We start from the raw sequence: 21,169 nt of genomic DNA, 5'->3' as shown, positions 1-21,169 counted from the left end.
GGTTAGTTAAACATGAAATTATCTTACAAAATATTTAACTAATAAATATTCAAATAGCAAAATTCTTTATTTATTTTTGCCCAAAAATTAAATAAGACTATGTTTAGCAACAAGTTACAAAATTTTAAAATTATATTTGTTTTAATATTTCTCCTTTCCTTCGGGACATTTCATGCTCAAAACGGCATATTAGATCCAACTTTTGGAACTAATGGGATTGTAAACACAACAAATAATGAAGATCCTGAGCAATTTAATACAATCTTAGAAGTTAACAACAATAAATTTCTTGCAGCTGGAACAGCTGATTATAATGCAACTATAATAAGATTTAACCAAGATGGAAGCATAGACACAAGTTTTGGAGTTGATGGTATTCTAGAATTAGATTTTGGAGGTACAAGAGAAGATATTGAAGATATGGTTAAACAACCAGATGGCAAAATTCTTATAACTGCCGAAACCAAAAACTCTAATGATGATTATGATTTTATAGTTGCGAGATTAAATGAAGATGGAAGTTATGATACGTCATTCGGAACTAACGGTATTTCTGTAATTACATTTGGCTCATCAACTGATGAACGACCAAATAAAATAATTGTTACTCCTGATGATAAAATAATTATTGTTGGTAATGCAGAAGGTGGCATCATATGGAAAACAGCTATTGCAAGATTAAATTCTGATGGCTCTTTAGATACTACATTTAGTGATGATGGGTTACTAACGTTAAGTATTACTAATAGAAGTGATTATCTTATTGGAGTTGATGTCACTTTTGATGGTAAGATTATTGCAGCTGGAGGCGCTGTTTTTAATTCTGGGTCTAATCAAGGACGTTATGCAATTGTACGTTATTTAAATAATGGTGATTTAGATCCAACATTTGGAACTAATGGTGTTGTTACGTTAAATATTTTTGACGGCTCTTGTATTGCAAGATCTATAATAAGTCTTCCTGATGGAAAATCTCTAGTAGCTGGTCATGCTAGTGGAAGTAATGTACAGATGAGTTTTGCTGTTATTCGTTTGGATATTGATGGCAATATAGATACCACTTTTGGAGATAATGGTGTAGTTTCAACTCCTTTTTCAACAAATCAATCACAAATCTATAAAATGAAATTAGATGACAATAATAATATCTATGTTGTTGGTGATGCTAGTAATAATACTAACAATGAAGCAACAAACTTTGCTGCGGCAAAATATTCATTTAATGGTGATTTAGATACTACTTTTGGAACTAATGGAACTGTATCAACTGACTTTTTTGGCACACATGATTCAGCACGAGATTTTATAATTACACAAAATAAAATCACACTCGCTGGATATACCATGGAAACATATCCTGATGAAAATTTTGCTTTGGCTAGATATGATTTAGAAAACAATTTAAGTATTTCTAATGTTAGTCTTTCAACTTTTGAAGTATTTCCAACACTTGTAAACAATTCAGTTTCAATCAAGTCAAAAATCAGCTCAAATTCAGCACAAATATCAATAATGAATATTCAAGGCAAACTAGTTTTTCAACAAACAACGATTATCAATTCAATACCAAAATCAATTGATTTAAAGTCTCTCACTAAAGGACTTTATTTTCTAAAGATTCAAATAGAAAATCAATTGGAAACTTATAAGATTATTAAGCAATAATCTATCTCGAATAATTAGGAGCTTCCTTAGTAATAGTAACATCATGAGGATGACTTTCATTGATACCAGAACTCGTAATTTTCACAAAACGACCTGTATCTTTAAGCGTCTCGATGTCTTTCGCACCACAATATCCCATTCCTGCACGAAGACCTCCAATAAATTGATGGATGCTTTCTACCAGATCTCCTTTATAAGGCACACGACCTACAATACCTTCAGGTACTAACTTTTTGATATCGTCTTCAACATCCTGGAAATAACGATCTTTACTTCCTTGTTTCATAGCTTCTACAGAACCCATTCCGCGATACGATTTAAATTTTCGTCCTTCATAGATAATCGTTTCACCTGGACTCTCTTTTGTACCTGCTAATAACGAACCAAGCATCACACTATCTGCTCCAGCAGCAATCGCTTTAGGAATATCTCCAGTATAACGAATTCCACCATCTGCAATCACAGGAACACCAGATCCTTTAATGGCAGAAGCCACTTCTAACACCGCAGAAAACTGAGGAAAACCAACACCTGCAACAACTCTTGTTGTACAAATTGAACCAGGACCAATTCCTACTTTTACAGCATCTGCTCCAGCTTCTACAAGATACTTTGCAGCTTCAGCCGTTGCAATATTGCCTACAATAACCTCCAGTTTAGGAAATTTATTTTTTATTTCTTTTAACACCATAACCACTCCTTTGGTGTGACCATGAGCAGTATCAATAATAACAGCATCAACACCTGCATTGACTAAAGCAGATGCTCTGTCTACAGCATCTCCTGTAACTCCAATAGCAGCAGCAACGCGAAGTCTTCCGTATTGGTCTTTATTGGCATTAGGCTTTTGAGTTACTTTAGTGATGTCTCTAAAAGTAATGAGACCTTTAAGTTTATAGTGATCATCAACAATGAGCAGTTTTTCTATTTTATTTTGCTGAAGTATCTTTTCGGCATCCTTTAGCGAGGTGCCCACAGAAGCAGTTACGAGGTTTTCACTGGTCATCACATCAACAATTGGTCTGTCGTTTTCATGTTCAAAACGCAAATCACGATTGGTAACGATTCCTTTTAAAATACCGTTATTATCTACTATTGGTATACCTCCAATACTGTGTTCTGCCATGTTTTGTTTTGCATCAGACACTTTAGCGGTTAAAGGTAACGTTACAGGATCGATAATCATACCACTTTCAGCACGTTTAACACGTCTTACTTTTTCAGCTTGCTGGTCGATTGTCATGTTTTTATGAAGTACACCTATACCACCTTCCTGAGCCATAGCAATAGCCATTTTACTCTCAGTAACGGTATCCATTGCAGCAGAAACTACAGGAATATTTATAGTTATGTTACGCGTAAATTTGGTTTGAATGTTTACCTCTCTTGGTAAGACTTCGGAAAATGCAGGGACTAAAAGTACGTCGTCATACGTAAGACCTTCTCCAACAATTTTGTTTTCGTGTGCTGTCATGATGCAATTACAGTTATAATTGCAAGCAAATTTACGTTTTTTTTACGGACTATAGATGATAAGTTAGGATTAAATGTGTGTAAGCTAAAACTTTTTTTAAATCTAAAATTATTGGTTATCAATATCTTAAAAATATAGAATAAATTTATTTTTATTTATTCTAAATAAACTTTGCTAAAGTAAAATACATGCTTAAATTTGCGCTCGAAAAAAAAACATTATTTTTAATCAGTCTAAATAAAATGAACAATAAAATTCTATTAGTTTTCCTACTTATAATTGGAATTACAAATGCACAAAACACTACAGAGGACGTCCAATTGGACTCCATACAACAGTTAGATGAAGTTCTTCTAAAAACCAAGGTGATTTTTGGAAATAAATATCAAGCTAAGAACAGAACTGGTTCGTCGTATTACATTTCTCCTGAAGAACTTGCCAAATTGAATTATACAGATATCAACAGAGTTCTAAGAACGGTTCCTGGTGTAAATATTTATGAGGAAGACGGATTTGGACTTCGTCCGAATATCAGTTTAAGAGGAACCTCACCAGAGCGAAGTGCCAAGATCTCAATAATGGAAGATGGTGTTTTAATTGCTCCTGCTCCATATAGTGCTCCAGCTGCCTATTATTTTCCTTCTGTGGCTAGAATGGAAGCTGTAGAAATACTAAAAGGATCAAGTCAAGTACAATATGGCCCTTTTACAACTGGTGGTGCTATAAATTTAGTGTCCAGTAAAATTCCTAATGCCCTGACTGGTAAAATAAGAGCGAGTTCTGGTAGCTTTAATTCAAATCAACTTCATGCAAAAATTGGTGATAACAAAGGCATTTTTGGATACAGTGTTGAATATTTAAATTTCAATTCTGATGGATTTAAAAACCTTCCTGATGGCAGTAATACAGGATTTGATAAAAATGATGTAGTCGCTAAATTTAGAATCAACAGTAAAGTTGGTGCAAATTTTCAGCAAGCATTAGATATTAAATTTCAATATTCTGATGAAGTTTCAAATGAAACTTATTTAGGCTTGACTCAAAACGATTTCAATTCCAACCCTTTTAATCGATATGATGCTTCTCAGGAAGATGTTATGACTAATGATCATATTCAAATCATGGCGACACATCAAATAGATTTTTCTAAAAAAATCAGAATTACTACAACAGGTTATTACAATGGTTTTTCCAGAAATTGGTATAAATTAAATGATGTTGTTTCTAATGGAACAAAAATCGGTATTGCTTCGATTCTAGAAAACCCTTCCGATTTTACAGATTACTTAAATAATGTTAATGGTTCGGTTAATTCTGATCCAGATGCATTGTTAGTTAAAGCCAATAACAGAGATTATACCTCTAAAGGCGTTCAAACTAAATTTGATTATCACTGGTCTGGAGAAAACACGTTTCATGATCTAGAAATTGGTCTGAGATACCATTATGATGAAGAAGATCGCTTTCAATGGAAAGATGGTTACAGTATGACTAATGGTGAAATGATTTTGACTTCAGAAGGCGCTCCTGGAAGTGATGCCAATAGAATTAGTAGCGCTAATGCTTTTGCTGCTTTTGCGATGTATAAATTTAAATACAATAAATTAACTGTAACTCCTGGTCTTCGTTATGAAAATATTGTTTTACGTCGTGAAAACTTCGGCACCAATGATCCCAACAGAACTGGAAGAGACCTTTCAACTCGTGAAAATGAAGTAAATGTTTTTATACCTGGAGTTGGCTTCAATTATAAATTAAATACTACAGTTTCCGTATTTGGTGGTGTGCATAAAGGATTCTCTCCTCCCAGTAATCAAGAAGGACAAGAAGCGGAAGAGAGTATCAACTATGAATTAGGAACACGATTTAATTATAAAGGTGTTCGAGGTGAAGTCGTTGCATTTTATAATGATTACAGCAATCTTTTAGGTAGTGATTTGGCTGCTACAGGTGGAACTGGTTCCTTAGAACAATTTAACGCAGGTGAAGTTAGTGTGATTGGACTAGAAGTATTACTTAACTATGACTTATTACAAAACAATTCAAAATTCGCTTTACCTATTTCTTTTGGGTATACTCTAACCAATACTGAGTTTCAAAATAGTTTTGGAAGTGACGAAAGTATTTGGGGAGAAGTCTCTGAAGGAGATGAATTACCATACATAGCAAAACATCAATTTAATGCGACCATTTCGCTAGAGCATCAAAAATTTGAACTTAATCTTGTTGGTCGATATAATGGTGCTTTTAGAACTACTGCTGGCACTGAAGATATTACTGACACCAATGGTATAACTTCAAATTTCATCCTAGACTTTTCAGGAAAGTATCACTTCGGAAAGCATTTGAGTGTTACAGGAAATATCATCAATCTTTTAGATGAAACGTATGCAGTATCAAGAGTACCAGCTGGAATTAGACCAGGCCATCCGTTTGGAGCTTATGCTGGCTTAGAATTAAGATTTTAAAAATTATAAGTCTGACAAAAAAGCGTCATTATAAATAGTGGCGCTTTTTTTAATGATAAGCCTTAAAAATCTTAGTAGCTTCATTATAAGCACTTTCAAAGCTCATTGCATTTAGATTGTTGTGTTTGTTTGACGTAAAATAAGATAATAATTTTTCAGTTGGCATATTACCTGTCAAATCATCTTTTGCCATAGGGCAACCTCCAAAGCCTTGAATGGCGCCATCAAAACGCATACATCCTGCTTTATAAGCAGCATCTACTTTCTCAAACCAAGTGGTTGGTGTTGTATGTAAATGTGCTCCGAATTCTATATCAGAATATTGCGGAATTAAATTAGAAAATAAATAATCAATATTCTCAGGATTAGAACTTCCAATGGTATCACTTAGCGAAAGGATCTTCACTCCCATTTTACTCAAGCGCTCTGTCCATTCTCCAACAATATCAACATCCCAAGGGTCACCATAAGGGTTTCCAAATCCCATAGAAATGTACACTACAACTTCTTTATTATGCTTATTTGCCAATTCTAAAATTTCTGAAAGCGTCACTACAGATTGTGCAATGGTTTTGTGTGTATTGCGCATTTGAAAATTTTCGGATATTGAAAACGGATACCCTAAATAATCAATTTCTGAATGTTCACAAGCATCAGCTGCACCACGCGTATTTGCTATTATGGCTAACAATTTACTTGCAGTGGCACTCAAATCAAGTTTAGACAATACTTCGGCAGTATCAACCATTTGCGGAATGGCTTTAGGAGATACAAAACTTCCAAAATCTATAGTATCAAAACCAACTCTTAAAAGCGATTGAATATACTGCACCTTTTTATCAGTAGGAATAAAATCTTTAATGCCTTGCATGGCATCACGTGGACATTCAATTATTTTAAGTGCTTTGTTCATTCAGCCCAAATATAGTGATTAAGATTCTGTTTTTAAACCTATTTTTCAGAAGTGAAAATTAGTATGGCAATACCAACAAACACAATTATTTGTAACCATTTTAGATAGAACCCAATACGCCTATACTGCTTTATATATTCTGAAATTGAACCTGCTAAAATGGCGATAGTTGAAAAAATAATAGCAGAAACACACATAAATAATAACCCTAACACATAAAACTGAGTAACTGTACTTAACGTGTTACTAAATAAAAAACCTGGAAAAAATGCCAAAAAGAAAATCGATACTTTAGGATTTAAAACATTCATCATAAAGCCTTGCTTAAAAAGCTGAATCAGACTTTTTTTTGGTACATCATTGGATTTTGAGCTTAACTTTAATTCAGATTTAGAGCGAAACACCTTATAAGCAAGATACAACAAGTACAATGCTCCAAATAATTTAATGATAAAAAAAAAGGAATCATTTTCCTTGATGATAGCTGATACTCCAAAAGCGACTAATGTTGTGTGTACAAGACAGCCAGATATTAAACCTGCAACTGTTACTAATCCAAATGTCTTTCCATTTACAACACTTTGCATAAGCACGTAAATATTATCTGGTCCTGGAGACATTGCTAACACAGACGTTGCAATTATAAAAGATATAAGAAGGTCGTAATTCAGTGTACTATGTTTTTAGTAAATATACTTATTACGACTCAATATTGTTATAACAAATCTCATGGCTCATGAAAAACTTATCTTATTAATGATGATAGATAGTTGTTAAACTATAGACTCGCTTTTTTGATAAGAGCTCTGTTGATTTGTTTTATCAATTTCGGACCTTCATAAATAAAACCAGTATATACTTGAACCAGGTCTGCTCCAGCATCAATTTTTTCAAGAGCGTCTTCTGCAGAATGAATACCACCTACACCAATTATAGGAAAGGCCTTATTACTTTTTTGAGCTAAAAAACGAATGACCTCTGTAGAACGACGTGCTAATGGTTTTCCACTTAAACCTCCAGTTTCTGTCTTATTTTCAGACCGCAATCCTTCACGACAAATTGTAGTATTTGTAGCAATAACACCATCAATTTTGGTTTCTGAAACAATATCAATGATATCAATTAATTGCTCATCTGTAAGATCAGGTGCTATTTTTAAAAGAATGGGTTTAGGGTTTTGTTTTTTAGAATTTTCCGATTTTAGGACTTTTAATAGTTTGGTCAGAGGTTCTTTATCTTGCAATGCTCTCAAATTTGGAGTATTAGGTGAACTCACATTGACTACAAAATAATCAACGTGATTAAATAAAGCATTGAAACACGTTAGGTAATCATCTACAGCATTCTCGTTAGGTGTAACTTTATTCTTTCCAATATTACCTCCAATTAGTATGTTTTTGTTTTTCTGAAGTCGTTCTACAGCTTCATTAACACCTCCATTGTTAAAACCCATTCGGTTAATAATTGCTGAATCTTCTTTAAGTCTGAACAATCGTTTCTTAGGATTTCCAGATTGCGGTTTAGGAGTTAAGGTTCCTATCTCTATAAAGCCAAAACCAAAATTTGACAGTTCGTTATATAATTTTGCATCTTTATCAAATCCGGCAGCCAGACCTACAGGATTTTTAAAATGTAATCCGAAAATATGACGTTCCAGAGATTTATCTTCAACCAAATAGACCTTTTTAAATAAAGATTTCATTCCTGGAATTTTACACGAAAAGCGAATTAATGAAAACGTAAAATGATGAATCTTTTCAGGATCAAAAAGAAAAAAAAGTGGTCTTATCAAAAATGTGTACATGAGCTGCTGTTTACACTACAAAAATAAGAATCTAATCATTCTATAAGGCTTATAATTGATTATTAATTAAATTAGAATATGTCAATTATCATATATTATGTGTAATAGTTTTTCTATTTTTGAATTTAAACCAATTCAAACTAATCATGAAAAAAATCATAATTCCCGTAGATTTCTCAACAAATTCAGAATATGCCTTAGAAACAGCAGCTGCACTAGCAAAAAAGTATAATTCTGAACTTATTGTTATGCATATGCTAGAACTTTCTGAATCTATATTTTCGTCTTCAAGCTCAGAAAAAAGTGAAGAAACGGCTTTTATGTTAATGGTCACTAATAAAAAGTTTGAAAGTTTTTTAGATAAACCTTATTTAGAAGATGTAACAGTGACACCAATGATTAAACATCACAAAGTTTTAAAAGAAGTAGATGAAGTCGCTAATGAATTAAAAGTCGATTTAATAGTCATGGGATCTAAAGGTCACAATGATCATGACGGTGTATTTTTAGGCTCCAATACAGAAAAAGTTGTACGTCACAGCAAAACACCTCTTCTCGTAGTTAAATCTAAACCTAGTTCTATAGATTTTCAACATATTGTTATCGCAACAGATTTTTCTCCTGCAAGTGCTCCTGCAGCCAATACAGCTATGAAATTACTAAGCGTACTTGGTGAAAAAGTTACACTATTACATATCAACCTTCCAAATCAAGGCTTTTTAAGTACAGATGAAATTGAAGAAAAAGTTTCTAATTTTTTAACTGTAACTAATCGTGAAAACTGGAAAGACAATGTTGCTTTAATTTCAGACTACAATGTTGAAGAGGCCATATTAAAATATGCAGATAAACACAATATTGATGCCATAGGTATGATTACGGAAGGTCGAACAGGCTTAAACCATTTGTTTGGTGGAAGTATTTCTGAAGACCTGGTAAATCATTCCAAACGTCCTGTTTTTACGTTTAGAAAATAAGACTGAATTACAATTATAAAAAAGCACCTTAATTCATTTAAGGTGCTTTTTTATATCGTAAATTTACATGCAATCCTTTCTAATTGCCAATTGAATTTTTAATTTTGAAAAAACTCCTATAATGATAAATAAGCAACACCTCATCAATAGATTTATAAGCTACGTAACCATAGATACTGAATCTGATCCAGAAAGTACAACTACACCAAGTACAGCAAAACAATGGGATTTGGCTCATAAATTGGCTGAAGAACTTAAATCTATAGGATTAAGTGATGTGACCATTGATGATAAGGCTTATATCATGGCTACATTGCCAAGCAATGTAGATCATGATGTCCCAACTATTGGTTTTGTATCACATTTTGACACCTCTCCAGATTTCACAGGAGCAAATGTAAAGCCGAGAATTATTGAAGATTATAATGGAAAAGATATTGTTTTAAATGAAGTTGAAAACATTATTTTATCACCAGATTATTTCGAAGATTTATTGCTTTATAAAGGAAACACATTAATTGTTACAGACGGAACAACGCTTTTGGGAGCTGATGACAAAGCCGGAATTACTGAGATTGTCACAGCTATGGAATACCTCATCCAACATCCTGAAATTAAACATGGAGACATAAGAGTTGGTTTTACTCCTGATGAAGAAATTGGAAGAGGAGCACATCATTTTGATGTTGAAAAATTTGGAGCCGAATGGGCTTATACCATGGATGGCAGTCAGATTGGGGAATTAGAATACGAAAATTTCAATGCTGCAGGTGCTAAGGTGCATGTCAAAGGAAAAATTGTACATCCAGGTTATGCTAAAGGAAAAATGGTAAACTCTATGTACATCGCTACAGAATTTATCAATTCTCTACCTAGACTTGAAACTCCTGAACACACGGAAGACTACCAAGGTTTTTTTCATCTGTACAGTATCGATGGAAAAGTTGACGAAACCACATTACAATATATTATTAGAGATCATGACAAAGATCATTTTGAAGCTCGTAAAGAAATGCTTCATAAACTTACAAACGATATCAATTCTGAATATGGTCGTGAAGTCATTACAATAGAGATAAAAGACCAGTATTTTAATATGAAAGAAAAAGTAGAACCTGTAATGCACATTGTAGATATTGCAGAGGAAGCCATGAAACAATTAGGTATCGAACCATTAATTAAGCCTATTCGTGGTGGTACTGATGGATCACAATTAAGTTATATGGGTTTACCTTGTCCAAATATTTTTGCTGGTGGACATAACTTCCACGGACGTTATGAATATGTACCTGTTGAAAGTATGATTAAAGCTACTGAAGTGATTTGTAAGATTGTGGAGTTAACAGCAGACAAGTCATTAAATTTTAAAAAATGAAAAAAATCCAATCCGTAGAAGACTATATCGAAACGAATTCCCATTTTAGTGAAGCCTTATCGTTATTAAGAGATATTATTAACTCTACAACATTAAACGAGTCTATAAAATGGAATGCTCCAGTTTACGACTTAAATGGTAAAAATGTACTCGGTCTTGGTGCCTTTAAGCATCATTTCGGTATTTGGTTTTTTCAAGGTGTATTTTTAAAAGACAAACACGATTTATTAGTCAATGCCCAAGAAAATAAAACCAAAGCCTTACGTCAAATGCGCTTTGAATCTATTGATGACATAGATAAAAAATTAGTTCTGGATTACATTAATGAAGCTATTGAAAACCAAAAGCTAGGAAAAGAAATCAATCCCAAACGTGCTACAAAAAAAGTAGTGATTCCTCAGGAATTAAAAGCACATTTTAAAACACATTCTAAATTAGAATCAAATTTTAAAACATTAACTCCAGGAAAGCAGCGAGAATATTGCGACTATATCAGTGAAGCAAAAAGGGACACTACAAAACAATCAAGATTGGAGAAAATTACACCTATGATCCTAAAAGGCGTTGGGTTACATGATAAGTATAAGGATTGTTAGTTATTAGTTAAAACTATTAATAAAAAAAGCTCCAAAAGAAATTTCGGAGCTTTTTTTATTATAAATTAGAAAACGTTATTTCGTGGTTACTGGAGCATTTAACTTCTTACTCATTTCCATAGAAATTGCAGAACGCTCAAATTTAATCTTTCCAGCCATAGTTTCTATCACACAGCTATTGTCTTTATCATTTAAGTCAATAATTTTTCCGTGTAATCCACTTTTTGTAATCACCTTGTCGCCTCGTTTTAATTCAGCTGCAAACTTCTTTTCATTCTTGGCACGTTTCATTTGAGGTGCAATCATAAAGAAATATACCACAGCAAACATGGCTACAAAAGGTAGTAAATCCATCATAGGTTATAACGTTTTTTGTTTACTGAACTGATTTGATTGCTGTTGATCCTGCTTTCGCTGGTGCATTTGGATCAGGCTCAATAAACGCTTTTATTTTTACAGTTTCAGAACCTTTCTCAGTGTTCGTTGTTAACGTAATCGTTTTGCTTACCTGATTATTTCCTTTACCATTAAATTTTACAGTAAATTCTGCAGAATCACCTGGAGGTATAGGATCTTTATTCCAATCTGAAGGTACTGTACATCCGCAAGTACTTTTGATGTTACTTACAACTAAAGGCGAATCACCTGTGTTGGTGTACTTGAACTTAGTTTCAACTGGAGTTCCATTAACAATAGTTCCAAAATCGTGCTCAGTTTCTTCAAATGTAATTACTGGAAAATCACTAGATGTTGCATCTCTTTCTGCAGCTGCTGCTACGTTATCTGAATTAATTTTACTTGTAGCATTTTCTTCTTTACAAGATGTAAACGCTACCATACAAAGTGCACTTAATCCTAATATTACTTTTTTCATTGCGATAATTTTAAATTAAACTTTTTAAAATGTTTTTGTTTAAGGTGTTAAAAGTAGTGATTATTTCAACGAATCAAAATTTTTTAGCATTTTTTTAGGTTAAAAAAACAAACCTTAACCCTCGATTTTTAAAGGAATTTACAACAATCCTCTACCTACTTTATTAAATTTGTTTTCAGCTTCATATTCTTTAACAATCTTATCTAAAATACCATTTATGAAATTGCTACTTTTTGGTGTGGAATATTCTTTGGCTATTTCCAGATATTCATTAATGGTGACCTTGACTGGAATTGATGGAAATTTCTGAAATTCGCATATTGCCATTTGCATTAATACTGTATCTATTTGTGTTATTCTTTCTGAATCCCAGTTTTTTGTTTTTAAAGCTATTTCGGAACTAAAACTACTTTGATTTAAAATGGTTTTTTTCAACAGGTTCTCTCCAAAATCTCTATCATCGGTATCTTTAAAAAGTTTCGGCAGAAAATGTTGCTCTGATGTAGAAGGCTTCAATTTCTTAAAAAGCTTTAAAAGACTTGTATTCACAACAGGAATATCATCTAACCACGTCAATTTTTTGTCTTCAAAATAATCGTAAAGTTTATCATTTGGAGCAATAATATCTTCAAAAACAGAAATCACAAAGTCTTTATCTTCCTTAAATGTAGATACTGGCGTAGCCATATATTCTTTGTAAAGATCACTTTCAGTAATCGCTTTAAATGTAAGATCTACATATTCAAAATCAAGATACCAAGGATTAAGTTTGCGATGTTCTAATTCAGCTTTTAATGCTTGATTTGAGCTAAGTTTCGTTAAAACTTCATTCTTGATAAATTTTAAATTTGGATTTTTCTCAGCTTGAGTCGCTAAAAACTTTTTTTGAGTTTTGTTTTGATGATCTTCTGCTTTTTTATGAACTTCAATAATTAAAGACAAGATGCTTAGATAGAGATCATACAAACTGTTTAAACTGTGATTAAGAAATTTGTCACTTACTTTCAAATCTTCACTCTCGTTACCTTTAAAAGCGTAGAGTGCCTGCATGACTTTTATACGTATATGTCTTCTATTTAGCATGTAAAGAACTTTAGATAATAGATAATATCGTTAAGAAATTATAACCTACTTACGTTATAAATAACGTACGGCAAAAATACTATAATTTAAGAGTTAGAACAATTATTTTTCCTGTTCTCTTTTGCGTGTTTCAATACGTTCGTTAGCAATATTTAGAGCTGCAACATTTGTAGTTACATTATTAGCCTTTGCTCTAATTAATATTTCTTCGGTCGTATTATAGATGTTTTCTGTTTTGCGAATGATCTCTTGCTTGTCATAATTCTCTAATTCAGCATACACATTTATAATGCCTCCAGCATTGATTAAAAAATCTGGTGCATATACAATTCCTCTTTCCTGCAATTGTCTGCTATGCTTATCTTCAATTGCCAATTGATTATTAGCTGCTCCAGCAATTACTTTTGCTTTTAGTTTGAAAATAGTATCATCATTGATGGTCGCTCCTAAAGCACAAGGCGCATAAATGTCCATTTCTTCAGAATAAATATCTTGTCCACCATAAATGGTAACGTCGTACTTAGATTTAACAACTTCTAAGCGTTCCTGATTAATATCTGAAATGGTAACACGAGCACCTTCATTAACCAAATGTTCAACAAGAGCTTCACCAACATGACCAATACCTTGTACAAAAACCGACTTGTCTTCTAAAATATCACTTCCAAATTTAAATTTGGCAGCAGCTTTCATTCCCATAAAAACGCCATATGCAGTAATAGGTGAAGGATTACCTGCTCCTCCCTTACTTTCAGATATACCTGTAACATAAGGTGTCACTTCACGAACTAAATCCATATCAGCTGTAGTCATCCCAACATCTTCAGCTGTGATGTATTTTCCGCTTAAAGAATGTACAAACTCTCCGAACTTTTTCATAAGTTCTGGTGTTTTTTGAGTTTTGGCATCGCCAATGATAACAGCTTTTCCGCCTCCTAAATTCAATCCAGTGATCGCCGATTTAAAAGTCATTCCACGAGAGAGTCTCAACACGTCGTTAAGAGCTTCCCATTCGTTATTGTAATTCCACATTCTCGTACCTCCTAAGGCAGGTCCTAAAACTGTGTTATGAATACCAATTATTGCTTTTAAACCAGTATCTTTGTCGTTGCAAAAAACGATTTGCTCGTGATTATCAAAGGATAATTGCCCAAAAACCGGGTCTACTTTATGAAGTTCTTTAGAACTAATGATATCTGAAGTCATGTGATTATGTTTGTCGTCTATTTTGCAATTTGCGCAAAATAGCGAGCAAAAATAAACCAATATTAGAGTATTAACAAAAATATAGCTGTAAAATTATACATCTGTTAACAAATTAAAGCGCCAGATTTTTCTAAATGAAGGAATTAAAACACATTAATAAATACTTCTATAAATACAGATATCGTCTTTTACTGGGTGTAGTCATTACCATTTGTGCAAAGATATTTGCTCTATTTACCCCTAGACTGATTGGAAAATCGATAACTACCATTTCTAAAGGACTTAATAATGAGATAAGCAATGAGACTTTCAAACAAGAACTCGCAACCAATATTTTATACCTAATAGGAGCTGCTGTTGTTGCTGGTGTATTAACATTTTTAATGCGCCAAACCATTATTAATGTCTCTCGTTATATAGAATACGACCTAAAAAACGAAGTGTATCAGCAATACCAGCGTTTATCTCTTAATTTCTACAAGTCAAACAGAACTGGAGATTTAATGAATAGAATTAGTGAAGATGTCACGAAAGTTAGAATGTACACAGGTCCTGCTATTATGTATACGGTAAATATGATTACCTTATTTATTGTGGCATTAATTTACATGCTTAGTGTTGCACCTAAACTCACACTTTACACCATGTTACCTTTACCCTTTTTATCGTTTATCATCTATAAATTGAGTAAAATCATAAATAAAAGAAGCACTATTGTACAAGAGTACCTGTCTAATTTATCGGCTTACACTCAAGAATCATTCAGTGGGATTTCAATTATCAAAGCCTATGGAATCGAAGACGAAAATAATTTAGCATTTAACAGACTATCTGAGCAAAGCAAAGAAAAACAAATCGACTTAACTAAGGTACAAGCGCTGTTTTTTCCATCTATGATTTTATTAATTGGAATCAGTAATATTTTAGTGGCTTACATTGGAGGCATGCAATATATAAATGGCGAAATTGAAAACATTGGTACTATAGCCGAATTCCTAATTTACGTCAATATGCTTACATGGCCTGTAGCAACTGTTGGTTGGGTAACTAACCTGGTACAACAAGCTGAAGCTTCTCAAAAACGTATTAATGAGTTTTTAAAGCAAGAACCAGACATTAAAAACAACACTACAGATTACACTAAAATTGAAGGCAATATCGCTTTTAAAGACGTAACTTTTATTTATCCTGACACCAACATTAAAGCTTTAGATGATATTTCATTTTCTTTGAAAAAAGGCGAAACCTTAGCCATATTGGGAAAAACAGGCTCTGGAAAATCTACTATTTTAGATCTTATAGGAAGGCTTTACGATGTACAAAAAGGTAGTATTTCTATTGATGGAAAAGCCATTAATCAAGTAAATCTTAAAAACCTTAGAGACAGCATTGGTTACGTCCCTCAAGATGCTTTTTTATTTTCAGACACTATTGAAAATAATATCATGTTTGGAAAAGAAGATGCTACTGAAGCTGAAGTTATTGAAGCTGCTAAAAATGCTTATGTTCATAAGAATATTAAAAAGTTTACTAATGGTTATAAAACCAAATTAGGCGAACGTGGAATTACGCTTTCTGGTGGACAAAAACAGCGTATTTCAATTGCTCGAGCACTAATTAAAGCGCCTGAAATCATGTTGTTTGATGATTGTCTATCTGCTGTTGATACAGAAACAGAAGAGAAAATCTTAAACAGCCTTAAAAAAGTATCACAAGGAAAAACCACCATTATTGTTAGCCATCGTGTATCTTCAGCAAAAAATGCAGATAAAATTATAGTACTTGATGAAGGCAAAGTCGTTCAAAACGGAACTCACGAACAGTTGATTAATACTGATGGTTACTATAAAGAGCTCTATTTAAAACAGCTTAGCTCAAAAGAATTATAATAATTTGTTGCTTACTATACTTTTTTTTTAGATTTTTGAAGCACTAACAACTCAAAAAATTAAAAATTAGCTATGAGTGATCACGGAATGATGGAGAAAGAAGAAATTTTCTCAAAAGTATTAAGAGCAGGAAGACGAACTTACTTCTTTGATGTAAGATCAACCAAAGCTGCAGATTACTATCTAACCATTACAGAAAGTAAAAAATTCACAAATGACGACGGATCTTTCCATTACAAAAAACATAAAATCTACCTCTACAAAGAAGATTTTAACGAATTTAATGAGATCTTAAAAGAAATGACAGATTACATCATAGATGAAAAAGGTGATGAAGTTATTAGTGAAAGACATCAAAAAGACTTTAAAAAAGACGATTATAATTCTACAAGCGACGATCTTGCCGAAGGAGGTGAATCAATTGAAAACTCTAATTCTCCTGACAAGTTTACAGACATCAATTTTGAAGACATATAGTCAACTCTTTTGTTAAAACACCCTTAAACCGTTATCTTCCCATAACGGTTTTTTTTATTTTTATACGTTTATAATATCAACTACAATTTTTATGAGATTAATTCTATTCGTTCTTGTTTTAAGCAGTTTTTCATTACACGCACAAAAGGCATCAAATTTATCCTATTACCTTCCTCAAAACACAACTTACAATTCTGAAATACCAACACCTGAGTCTGTTATTGGCCACGAGGTTGGAGAATGGCATATCACACATGATAAATTAGTGCAGTACATGCGAGTGCTAGCTAAAGCTTCAGATAGAATTTCAATCGAAGATAGAGGTCAAACATTTGAAGGCAGACCACTACTCCTGCTCACAATAACATCGCCAGAAAATCATTCAAACCTAGAAAGTATAAGAACGACACATATAGCTTCAACAGAAACTAATACTGCAAATGTTGATAATATGCCTCTCATTGTTTATCAAGGTTTTTCAATTCATGGCAACGAAGCGAGTGGCTCAAATGCTGCGATGCTTGTTGCCTATTATTTAGCTGCAGCTGAAAGCATTGACGTTAAAGACCTATTAGATCATACAGTCGTTTTATTTGATCCTTGCTACAATCCTGACGGCTTACAACGCTTTGCGTATTGGGCAAACACCAATAAGAGTAAACACTTAAATCCTGATCCTAACGATCGTGAATATGATGAAGTTTGGCCTGGCGGACGAACAAATCACTACTGGTTTGATATGAATAGAGATTGGTTACCTGTACAACTGCCAGAATCTAGAGTTCGTATTGAAAGTTTTCACAAGTGGTTGCCAAATATCTTAACCGATCATCATGAAATGGGAACAAATGCTACCTTCTTTTTTCAACCTGGAATTCCTTCGAGAACGCATCCACTAACACCTAAACTCAACCAGGAACTAACCAAATCGATTGGAAATTACCATGCAAAAGCGTTAGATAAAATTGGTTCATTGTATTATACTGAAGAAAATTTTGATGATTTTTACTACGGAAAAGGATCTACATTTCCAGACATTAATGGTGGTATTGGTATTTTGTTTGAACAAGCTAGTTCTCGTGGACATATTCAAGAAAGTTCAAATGGCATCATAACCTTTCCATTTACAATCCGCAATCAGTTTACAGCGGCTCTATCAACTTTAGAAGCCGGAAAAAACATGCGCAAAGACATTTTACAATACCAGCACAATTTTTATAAAAATGCTCGTGCTGAAGCCACTAAGGAAAATGGAAAAGCAATTGTTTTTGGCGATGAGAAAGATGCCGCCAAAACTTATCATTTAGCAGAAATCTTAAAACGTCATCAGATTGAATTCCATGAACTTAAAAATGATTTTAAAACCAATGGAAAACAATTTAAAAAAGGATATAGTTATGTCGTACCTAAAAATCAAAAGAACACTCGATTAATCAATCCCATGTTTGAAAAACGAACAACTTTTCAGGACAGTTTATTTTATGATGTATCTGCCTGGACATTTCCTTTGGCATTCGGATTAGATTATGAAGAAAACATACCATCGTCTATAGCAGGAGCTAAGGTTGAAGATTTGCAAATGAAACCAGGTTTAGTCACTAAAAAAAGTAACTATGCGTATCTAATGGAATGGCATGAATACTATGCTCCTAAAGCGTTAAACGCTATTCTTAGCAGTGGACTAAGAGCTAAAGTGGGCATGCAGCAGTTTCGTATAAATGGTAAAACTTATGACTATGGAACTATTTTGATTCCAGTTCAAAATCAAAATAAATCTGCTGATGATTTGTATAAGTTTTTGCAAACTGTAGCCAGTGAAAGTCATCTACAAATCGATGCGGTAACAACAGGTTTAACTCAGGGGATTGATTTGGGAAGCAATCAGTTTAGAACCCTATCACAACCTAAAGTTGCCATGATAGTTGGTGACGGCATACGAAGTTATGATGCTGGTGAAATTTGGCATGTATTTGATCAACGTTATGACATGCGAATCACAAAATTAGACACTAAAAACTTAAGCAGAACCGATTTAAGTCGCTACAACACTATTATCGTTCCAAGTGGTTCCATTGGTAAAAATGCTACTGAAAATTTACTACAATGGACCGAAAATGGAGGCACTATAATTGCGTATAGAAATGCTTTAAGATGGCTTAACAGAAATGAGTTTATAAAGTTGGATTTTAAAAAGTCTGAATTGATAGCTAAAAACATTTCTCATGAAGAACGTGGTGATTTTAGAGGTGCTCAAGTTATTGGTGGTGCTATTTTTGAAGCAAAACAAGATCGTTCACATCCCATCAATTTCGGTTATAAAAACGATAACATTGCTCTATTTAGAAACAACACCATGTTTTTAATTCCAGACAAGCAGAGCTACAACAATCCGTTGCAATACACTAAAAACCCATTACTGAGTGGTTATATATCTAAGCGTAATTTAGATAGTTTAGCCTTATCTGTTCCATTTAAAGTGAAAAGGTTGAATTCTGGAAACGTCATCGTCTTTACAGACAACACCAACTTTAGAGGGTTTTGGTATGGCACAAATAAACTTTTGATGAATGCCATCTTTTTCAGAGAAGACATGTAATAATCATGAGACCATGCTTCCATTTTCAACGTGATGTTCAGGATTTAAAAGCGTGACTTCTTTACCTTGAACTGCTCCTAGAATTAAGCATTCACTCATGAATTTGGCAATTTGCTTTTTAGGAAAATTAACCACAGCTATAATTTGTCGGTTAAGCAAGTCTTCTTTTTTATAAAGGGCTGTAACCTGAGCTGAAGTTTTTTTTATTCCCAAGGCTCCAAAATCAATCGTTAACTGATAGGCTGGCTGTCGTGCTTCAGGAAAATCATTGACTTCAACAATAGTTCCAACCCGTAAATCGACTTTTGTGAAGTCTTCAAAAGTTATTATATTATCCATAATTTAAAAGTATAAAAAAAAAATGGCACTTACACCTTCAAATATGCTTCCGTTAGGAACAAAAGCTCCTGAATTTACCCTTAAAAATACTATTGACGATTCGGTAGTTTCCCTAGACAATGCGAAAGGCATTAAAGGAACAGTAATTATGTTTATCTGTAACCATTGTCCGTTTGTGAAGCACATCAATTCCGAATTATCAAAACTAGCTAAAGATTATATTTCAAAAGGAATTAAATGCGTTGCCATTTCTAGTAATGATGCAACTAATTATCCTGAAGACGCTCCAGATAAAATGAAAGAAAATGCTATTCAGCAAGACTTTATATTTCCATACTTATATGACGAGACACAAGACATTGCCAAAGCCTATAATGCTGCTTGCACACCTGACTTTTATGTATTTGATAGCGAATTAAAGTTAGTATATCGTGGTCAGTTAGATAACTCCAGACCTGGAAATAAAATTCCTGTCACTGGTAAAGATATAAGGGAAGTTTTAGATGCATTACTTTCAAATAAAAGCATTGACATTGTTCAAAAACCAAGTATCGGTTGTAATATTAAATGGAAATAATACAGCATCAGCAAACTCCTGTCAATCTTACAACAAATACAGGTAATGTATGTTAATACTTATCAAGCTTAAAATGTATAGGAATGCTATAAGGCATGTTTACAGCTTTACCACGTTGTTTTCCAGGCGTCATTTGTGGTAATAAACTAATAATTCGTTCAGCCTCTTTTTCCAAAATCTTATCTGGACCTCTACTTTTAATTTTTGCGACTCTACCTGTATTATCAATTAAGAAAAGCACATACACCTTACCTTGCATCTCGAGTTCAAGAGCTCTTTCAGGATAATTAAAGTTTTTTCTCACATGCTCTTGTATCTTCTTTTGAAAGCAAGCCATTTGCTGTTCTCTGGTACCTCCTTCACATCCAGGAAAAACTGGCACGTGTTCGATGACTGCAAAAGGCACTTCAATGTCTTCTTCTACTTCTTCAACCTCAACGTCTTCTACCGTAGCCACATACTCTTCAATAGCTTCACTTTGACCTATCTCGCTACTTTCAATGACTGTCTCTTCAATCTCAACCTGATCCTCTACGACTCTAATATCATCTGGAACTAAAGCTGGTGGTGGAGGTGGTGGAGGTGGTGGCACTTCTAAATTTACAATTGGAATATCTTCTTCAATAACATTATCAACTTGTACAATATCTCTGGTAACAACTTCTTTCTCATACGTTTTATATTCAAACATCATGTACGTAATTAACAACATCAAATTTAAGCCAACTGCGAAATAGAGGCTGCTATTTCGGCCAACTTCTATTTCTGGGTTCTTTTTAACTTGCATAACTCCTAAATTTTATACTATGAAGTTACACTAAGAATCTTAAAAAAAACATGATAATTATCATGTTAT

At 33.3% G+C, this 21,169-nt stretch carries 19 protein-coding genes; 9 read left to right on the top strand and 10 right to left on the bottom strand.

Annotation, left to right across the window (positions count from 1 at the left end; all coding sequences use genetic code 11):
- Positions 1-99 precede the first annotated feature (99 nt).
- Complete coding sequence (locus tag ACRHNM_RS09750; RefSeq protein WP_431136051.1) at positions 100-1,665, top strand: T9SS type A sorting domain-containing protein; 1,566 nt, start codon at positions 100-102, stop codon at positions 1,663-1,665.
- A gap of 1 nt (position 1,666) precedes the next feature.
- Here the strand turns inward: ACRHNM_RS09750 and guaB are convergent, their stop codons facing one another.
- The gene (gene guaB / locus ACRHNM_RS09745) at positions 1,667-3,139 is read right to left on the bottom strand and encodes an IMP dehydrogenase (protein WP_431136049.1); all 1,473 of its coding nucleotides are present in this window, start codon (positions 3,137-3,139) and stop codon (positions 1,667-1,669) included.
- Positions 3,140-3,381: 242 nt separating this feature from the next.
- Between guaB and ACRHNM_RS09740 the strand changes: the two genes are divergently transcribed.
- Positions 3,382-5,607 carry a TonB-dependent receptor family protein gene (locus ACRHNM_RS09740; protein ID WP_431136047.1) on the top strand — a complete coding sequence of 742 codons (2,226 nt, stop codon included), beginning with the start codon at positions 3,382-3,384 and terminating at the stop codon, positions 5,605-5,607.
- 49 nt (positions 5,608-5,656) lie between these two features.
- Here ACRHNM_RS09740 and ACRHNM_RS09735 read toward each other — a convergent pair whose 3' ends face one another.
- From ACRHNM_RS09735 to ACRHNM_RS09725, 3 genes are all read right to left on the bottom strand, one after another.
- A complete protein-coding gene (locus ACRHNM_RS09735; protein ID WP_431136045.1) occupies positions 5,657-6,520 on the bottom strand; it encodes a hydroxymethylglutaryl-CoA lyase in 864 nt (287 codons plus the stop codon).
- A gap of 38 nt (positions 6,521-6,558) precedes the next feature.
- A complete protein-coding gene (locus tag ACRHNM_RS09730; RefSeq protein ID WP_431136043.1) occupies positions 6,559-7,140 on the bottom strand; it encodes a LysE family translocator in 582 nt (193 codons plus the stop codon).
- Positions 7,141-7,298: 158 nt separating this feature from the next.
- Entirely contained in the window at positions 7,299-8,324 is a 1,026-nt protein-coding gene (locus ACRHNM_RS09725) for a quinone-dependent dihydroorotate dehydrogenase (protein WP_431136041.1), read from the bottom strand.
- A 146-nt stretch (positions 8,325-8,470) separates the two neighbouring features.
- Between ACRHNM_RS09725 and ACRHNM_RS09720 the strand changes: the two genes are divergently transcribed.
- The 3 genes from ACRHNM_RS09720 to ACRHNM_RS09710 all read left to right on the top strand — a co-directional run bounded on the left by ACRHNM_RS09720 (position 8,471) and on the right by ACRHNM_RS09710 (position 11,272).
- On the top strand, positions 8,471-9,301 hold the full coding sequence (locus tag ACRHNM_RS09720; RefSeq protein WP_431136039.1) for a universal stress protein: 831 nt from the start codon (positions 8,471-8,473) through the stop codon (positions 9,299-9,301).
- Between the two features lie 121 nt (positions 9,302-9,422).
- Complete coding sequence (pepT, locus tag ACRHNM_RS09715) at positions 9,423-10,676, top strand: peptidase T (protein ID WP_431136037.1); 1,254 nt, start codon at positions 9,423-9,425, stop codon at positions 10,674-10,676.
- On the top strand, positions 10,673-11,272 hold the full coding sequence (locus tag ACRHNM_RS09710) for a YdeI/OmpD-associated family protein (RefSeq protein ID WP_431136036.1): 600 nt from the start codon (positions 10,673-10,675) through the stop codon (positions 11,270-11,272). The genes pepT and ACRHNM_RS09710 overlap by 4 nt, the downstream gene beginning before the upstream one ends.
- Before the next feature lie 75 nt (positions 11,273-11,347).
- Here ACRHNM_RS09710 and yajC read toward each other — a convergent pair whose 3' ends face one another.
- From yajC to ACRHNM_RS09690, 4 genes are all read right to left on the bottom strand, one after another.
- Positions 11,348-11,629 (bottom strand): preprotein translocase subunit YajC, encoded by a 282-nt coding sequence (gene yajC, locus ACRHNM_RS09705; protein ID WP_431136034.1) that lies wholly within the window; start codon positions 11,627-11,629, stop codon positions 11,348-11,350.
- A gap of 19 nt (positions 11,630-11,648) precedes the next feature.
- Positions 11,649-12,146: a DUF1573 domain-containing protein gene (locus tag ACRHNM_RS09700; protein ID WP_431136032.1), complete on the bottom strand. Its 498-nt coding sequence runs from the start codon at positions 12,144-12,146 to the stop codon at positions 11,649-11,651.
- A gap of 138 nt (positions 12,147-12,284) precedes the next feature.
- Complete coding sequence (gene nusB, locus ACRHNM_RS09695; protein ID WP_431136030.1) at positions 12,285-13,229, bottom strand: transcription antitermination factor NusB; 945 nt, start codon at positions 13,227-13,229, stop codon at positions 12,285-12,287.
- A 102-nt stretch (positions 13,230-13,331) separates the two neighbouring features.
- Positions 13,332-14,435: a Glu/Leu/Phe/Val family dehydrogenase gene (locus ACRHNM_RS09690; RefSeq protein ID WP_431136028.1), complete on the bottom strand. Its 1,104-nt coding sequence runs from the start codon at positions 14,433-14,435 to the stop codon at positions 13,332-13,334.
- 134 nt (positions 14,436-14,569) lie between these two features.
- Here ACRHNM_RS09690 and ACRHNM_RS09685 point away from each other — a divergent pair, with 134 nt between their 5' ends.
- The 3 genes from ACRHNM_RS09685 (at position 14,570) to ACRHNM_RS09675 (ending at position 19,397) form a co-directional block, all read left to right on the top strand.
- Positions 14,570-16,324 (top strand): ABC transporter ATP-binding protein, encoded by a 1,755-nt coding sequence (locus ACRHNM_RS09685; protein WP_431136026.1) that lies wholly within the window; start codon positions 14,570-14,572, stop codon positions 16,322-16,324.
- Between the two features lie 72 nt (positions 16,325-16,396).
- Complete coding sequence (locus ACRHNM_RS09680; protein WP_431136025.1) at positions 16,397-16,801, top strand: PUR family DNA/RNA-binding protein; 405 nt, start codon at positions 16,397-16,399, stop codon at positions 16,799-16,801.
- A gap of 91 nt (positions 16,802-16,892) precedes the next feature.
- Entirely contained in the window at positions 16,893-19,397 is a 2,505-nt protein-coding gene (locus tag ACRHNM_RS09675) for a M14 family metallopeptidase (RefSeq protein ID WP_431136023.1), read from the top strand.
- Positions 19,398-19,400: 3 nt separating this feature from the next.
- Here the strand turns inward: ACRHNM_RS09675 and ACRHNM_RS09670 are convergent, their stop codons facing one another.
- On the bottom strand, positions 19,401-19,736 hold the full coding sequence (locus ACRHNM_RS09670; protein ID WP_431136021.1) for a tRNA-binding protein: 336 nt from the start codon (positions 19,734-19,736) through the stop codon (positions 19,401-19,403).
- A gap of 22 nt (positions 19,737-19,758) precedes the next feature.
- Between ACRHNM_RS09670 and ACRHNM_RS09665 the strand changes: the two genes are divergently transcribed.
- Positions 19,759-20,313 (top strand): thioredoxin family protein, encoded by a 555-nt coding sequence (locus ACRHNM_RS09665; protein WP_431136019.1) that lies wholly within the window; start codon positions 19,759-19,761, stop codon positions 20,311-20,313.
- A 52-nt stretch (positions 20,314-20,365) separates the two neighbouring features.
- Here ACRHNM_RS09665 and ACRHNM_RS09660 read toward each other — a convergent pair whose 3' ends face one another.
- Positions 20,366-21,100, bottom strand: a complete 735-nt coding sequence (locus ACRHNM_RS09660) for an energy transducer TonB (RefSeq protein WP_431136017.1) — start codon at positions 21,098-21,100, stop codon at positions 20,366-20,368.
- Positions 21,101-21,169: the final 69 nt, after the last annotated feature.

This window comes from Psychroserpens mesophilus (assembly GCF_050617655.1).
GTDB classification, from domain to species: domain Bacteria; phylum Bacteroidota; class Bacteroidia; order Flavobacteriales; family Flavobacteriaceae; genus Psychroserpens; species Psychroserpens mesophilus_A.
Note: the sequence above shows the minus strand (reverse complement) of the source record. Positions and strands in the feature narration are given on the sequence as shown.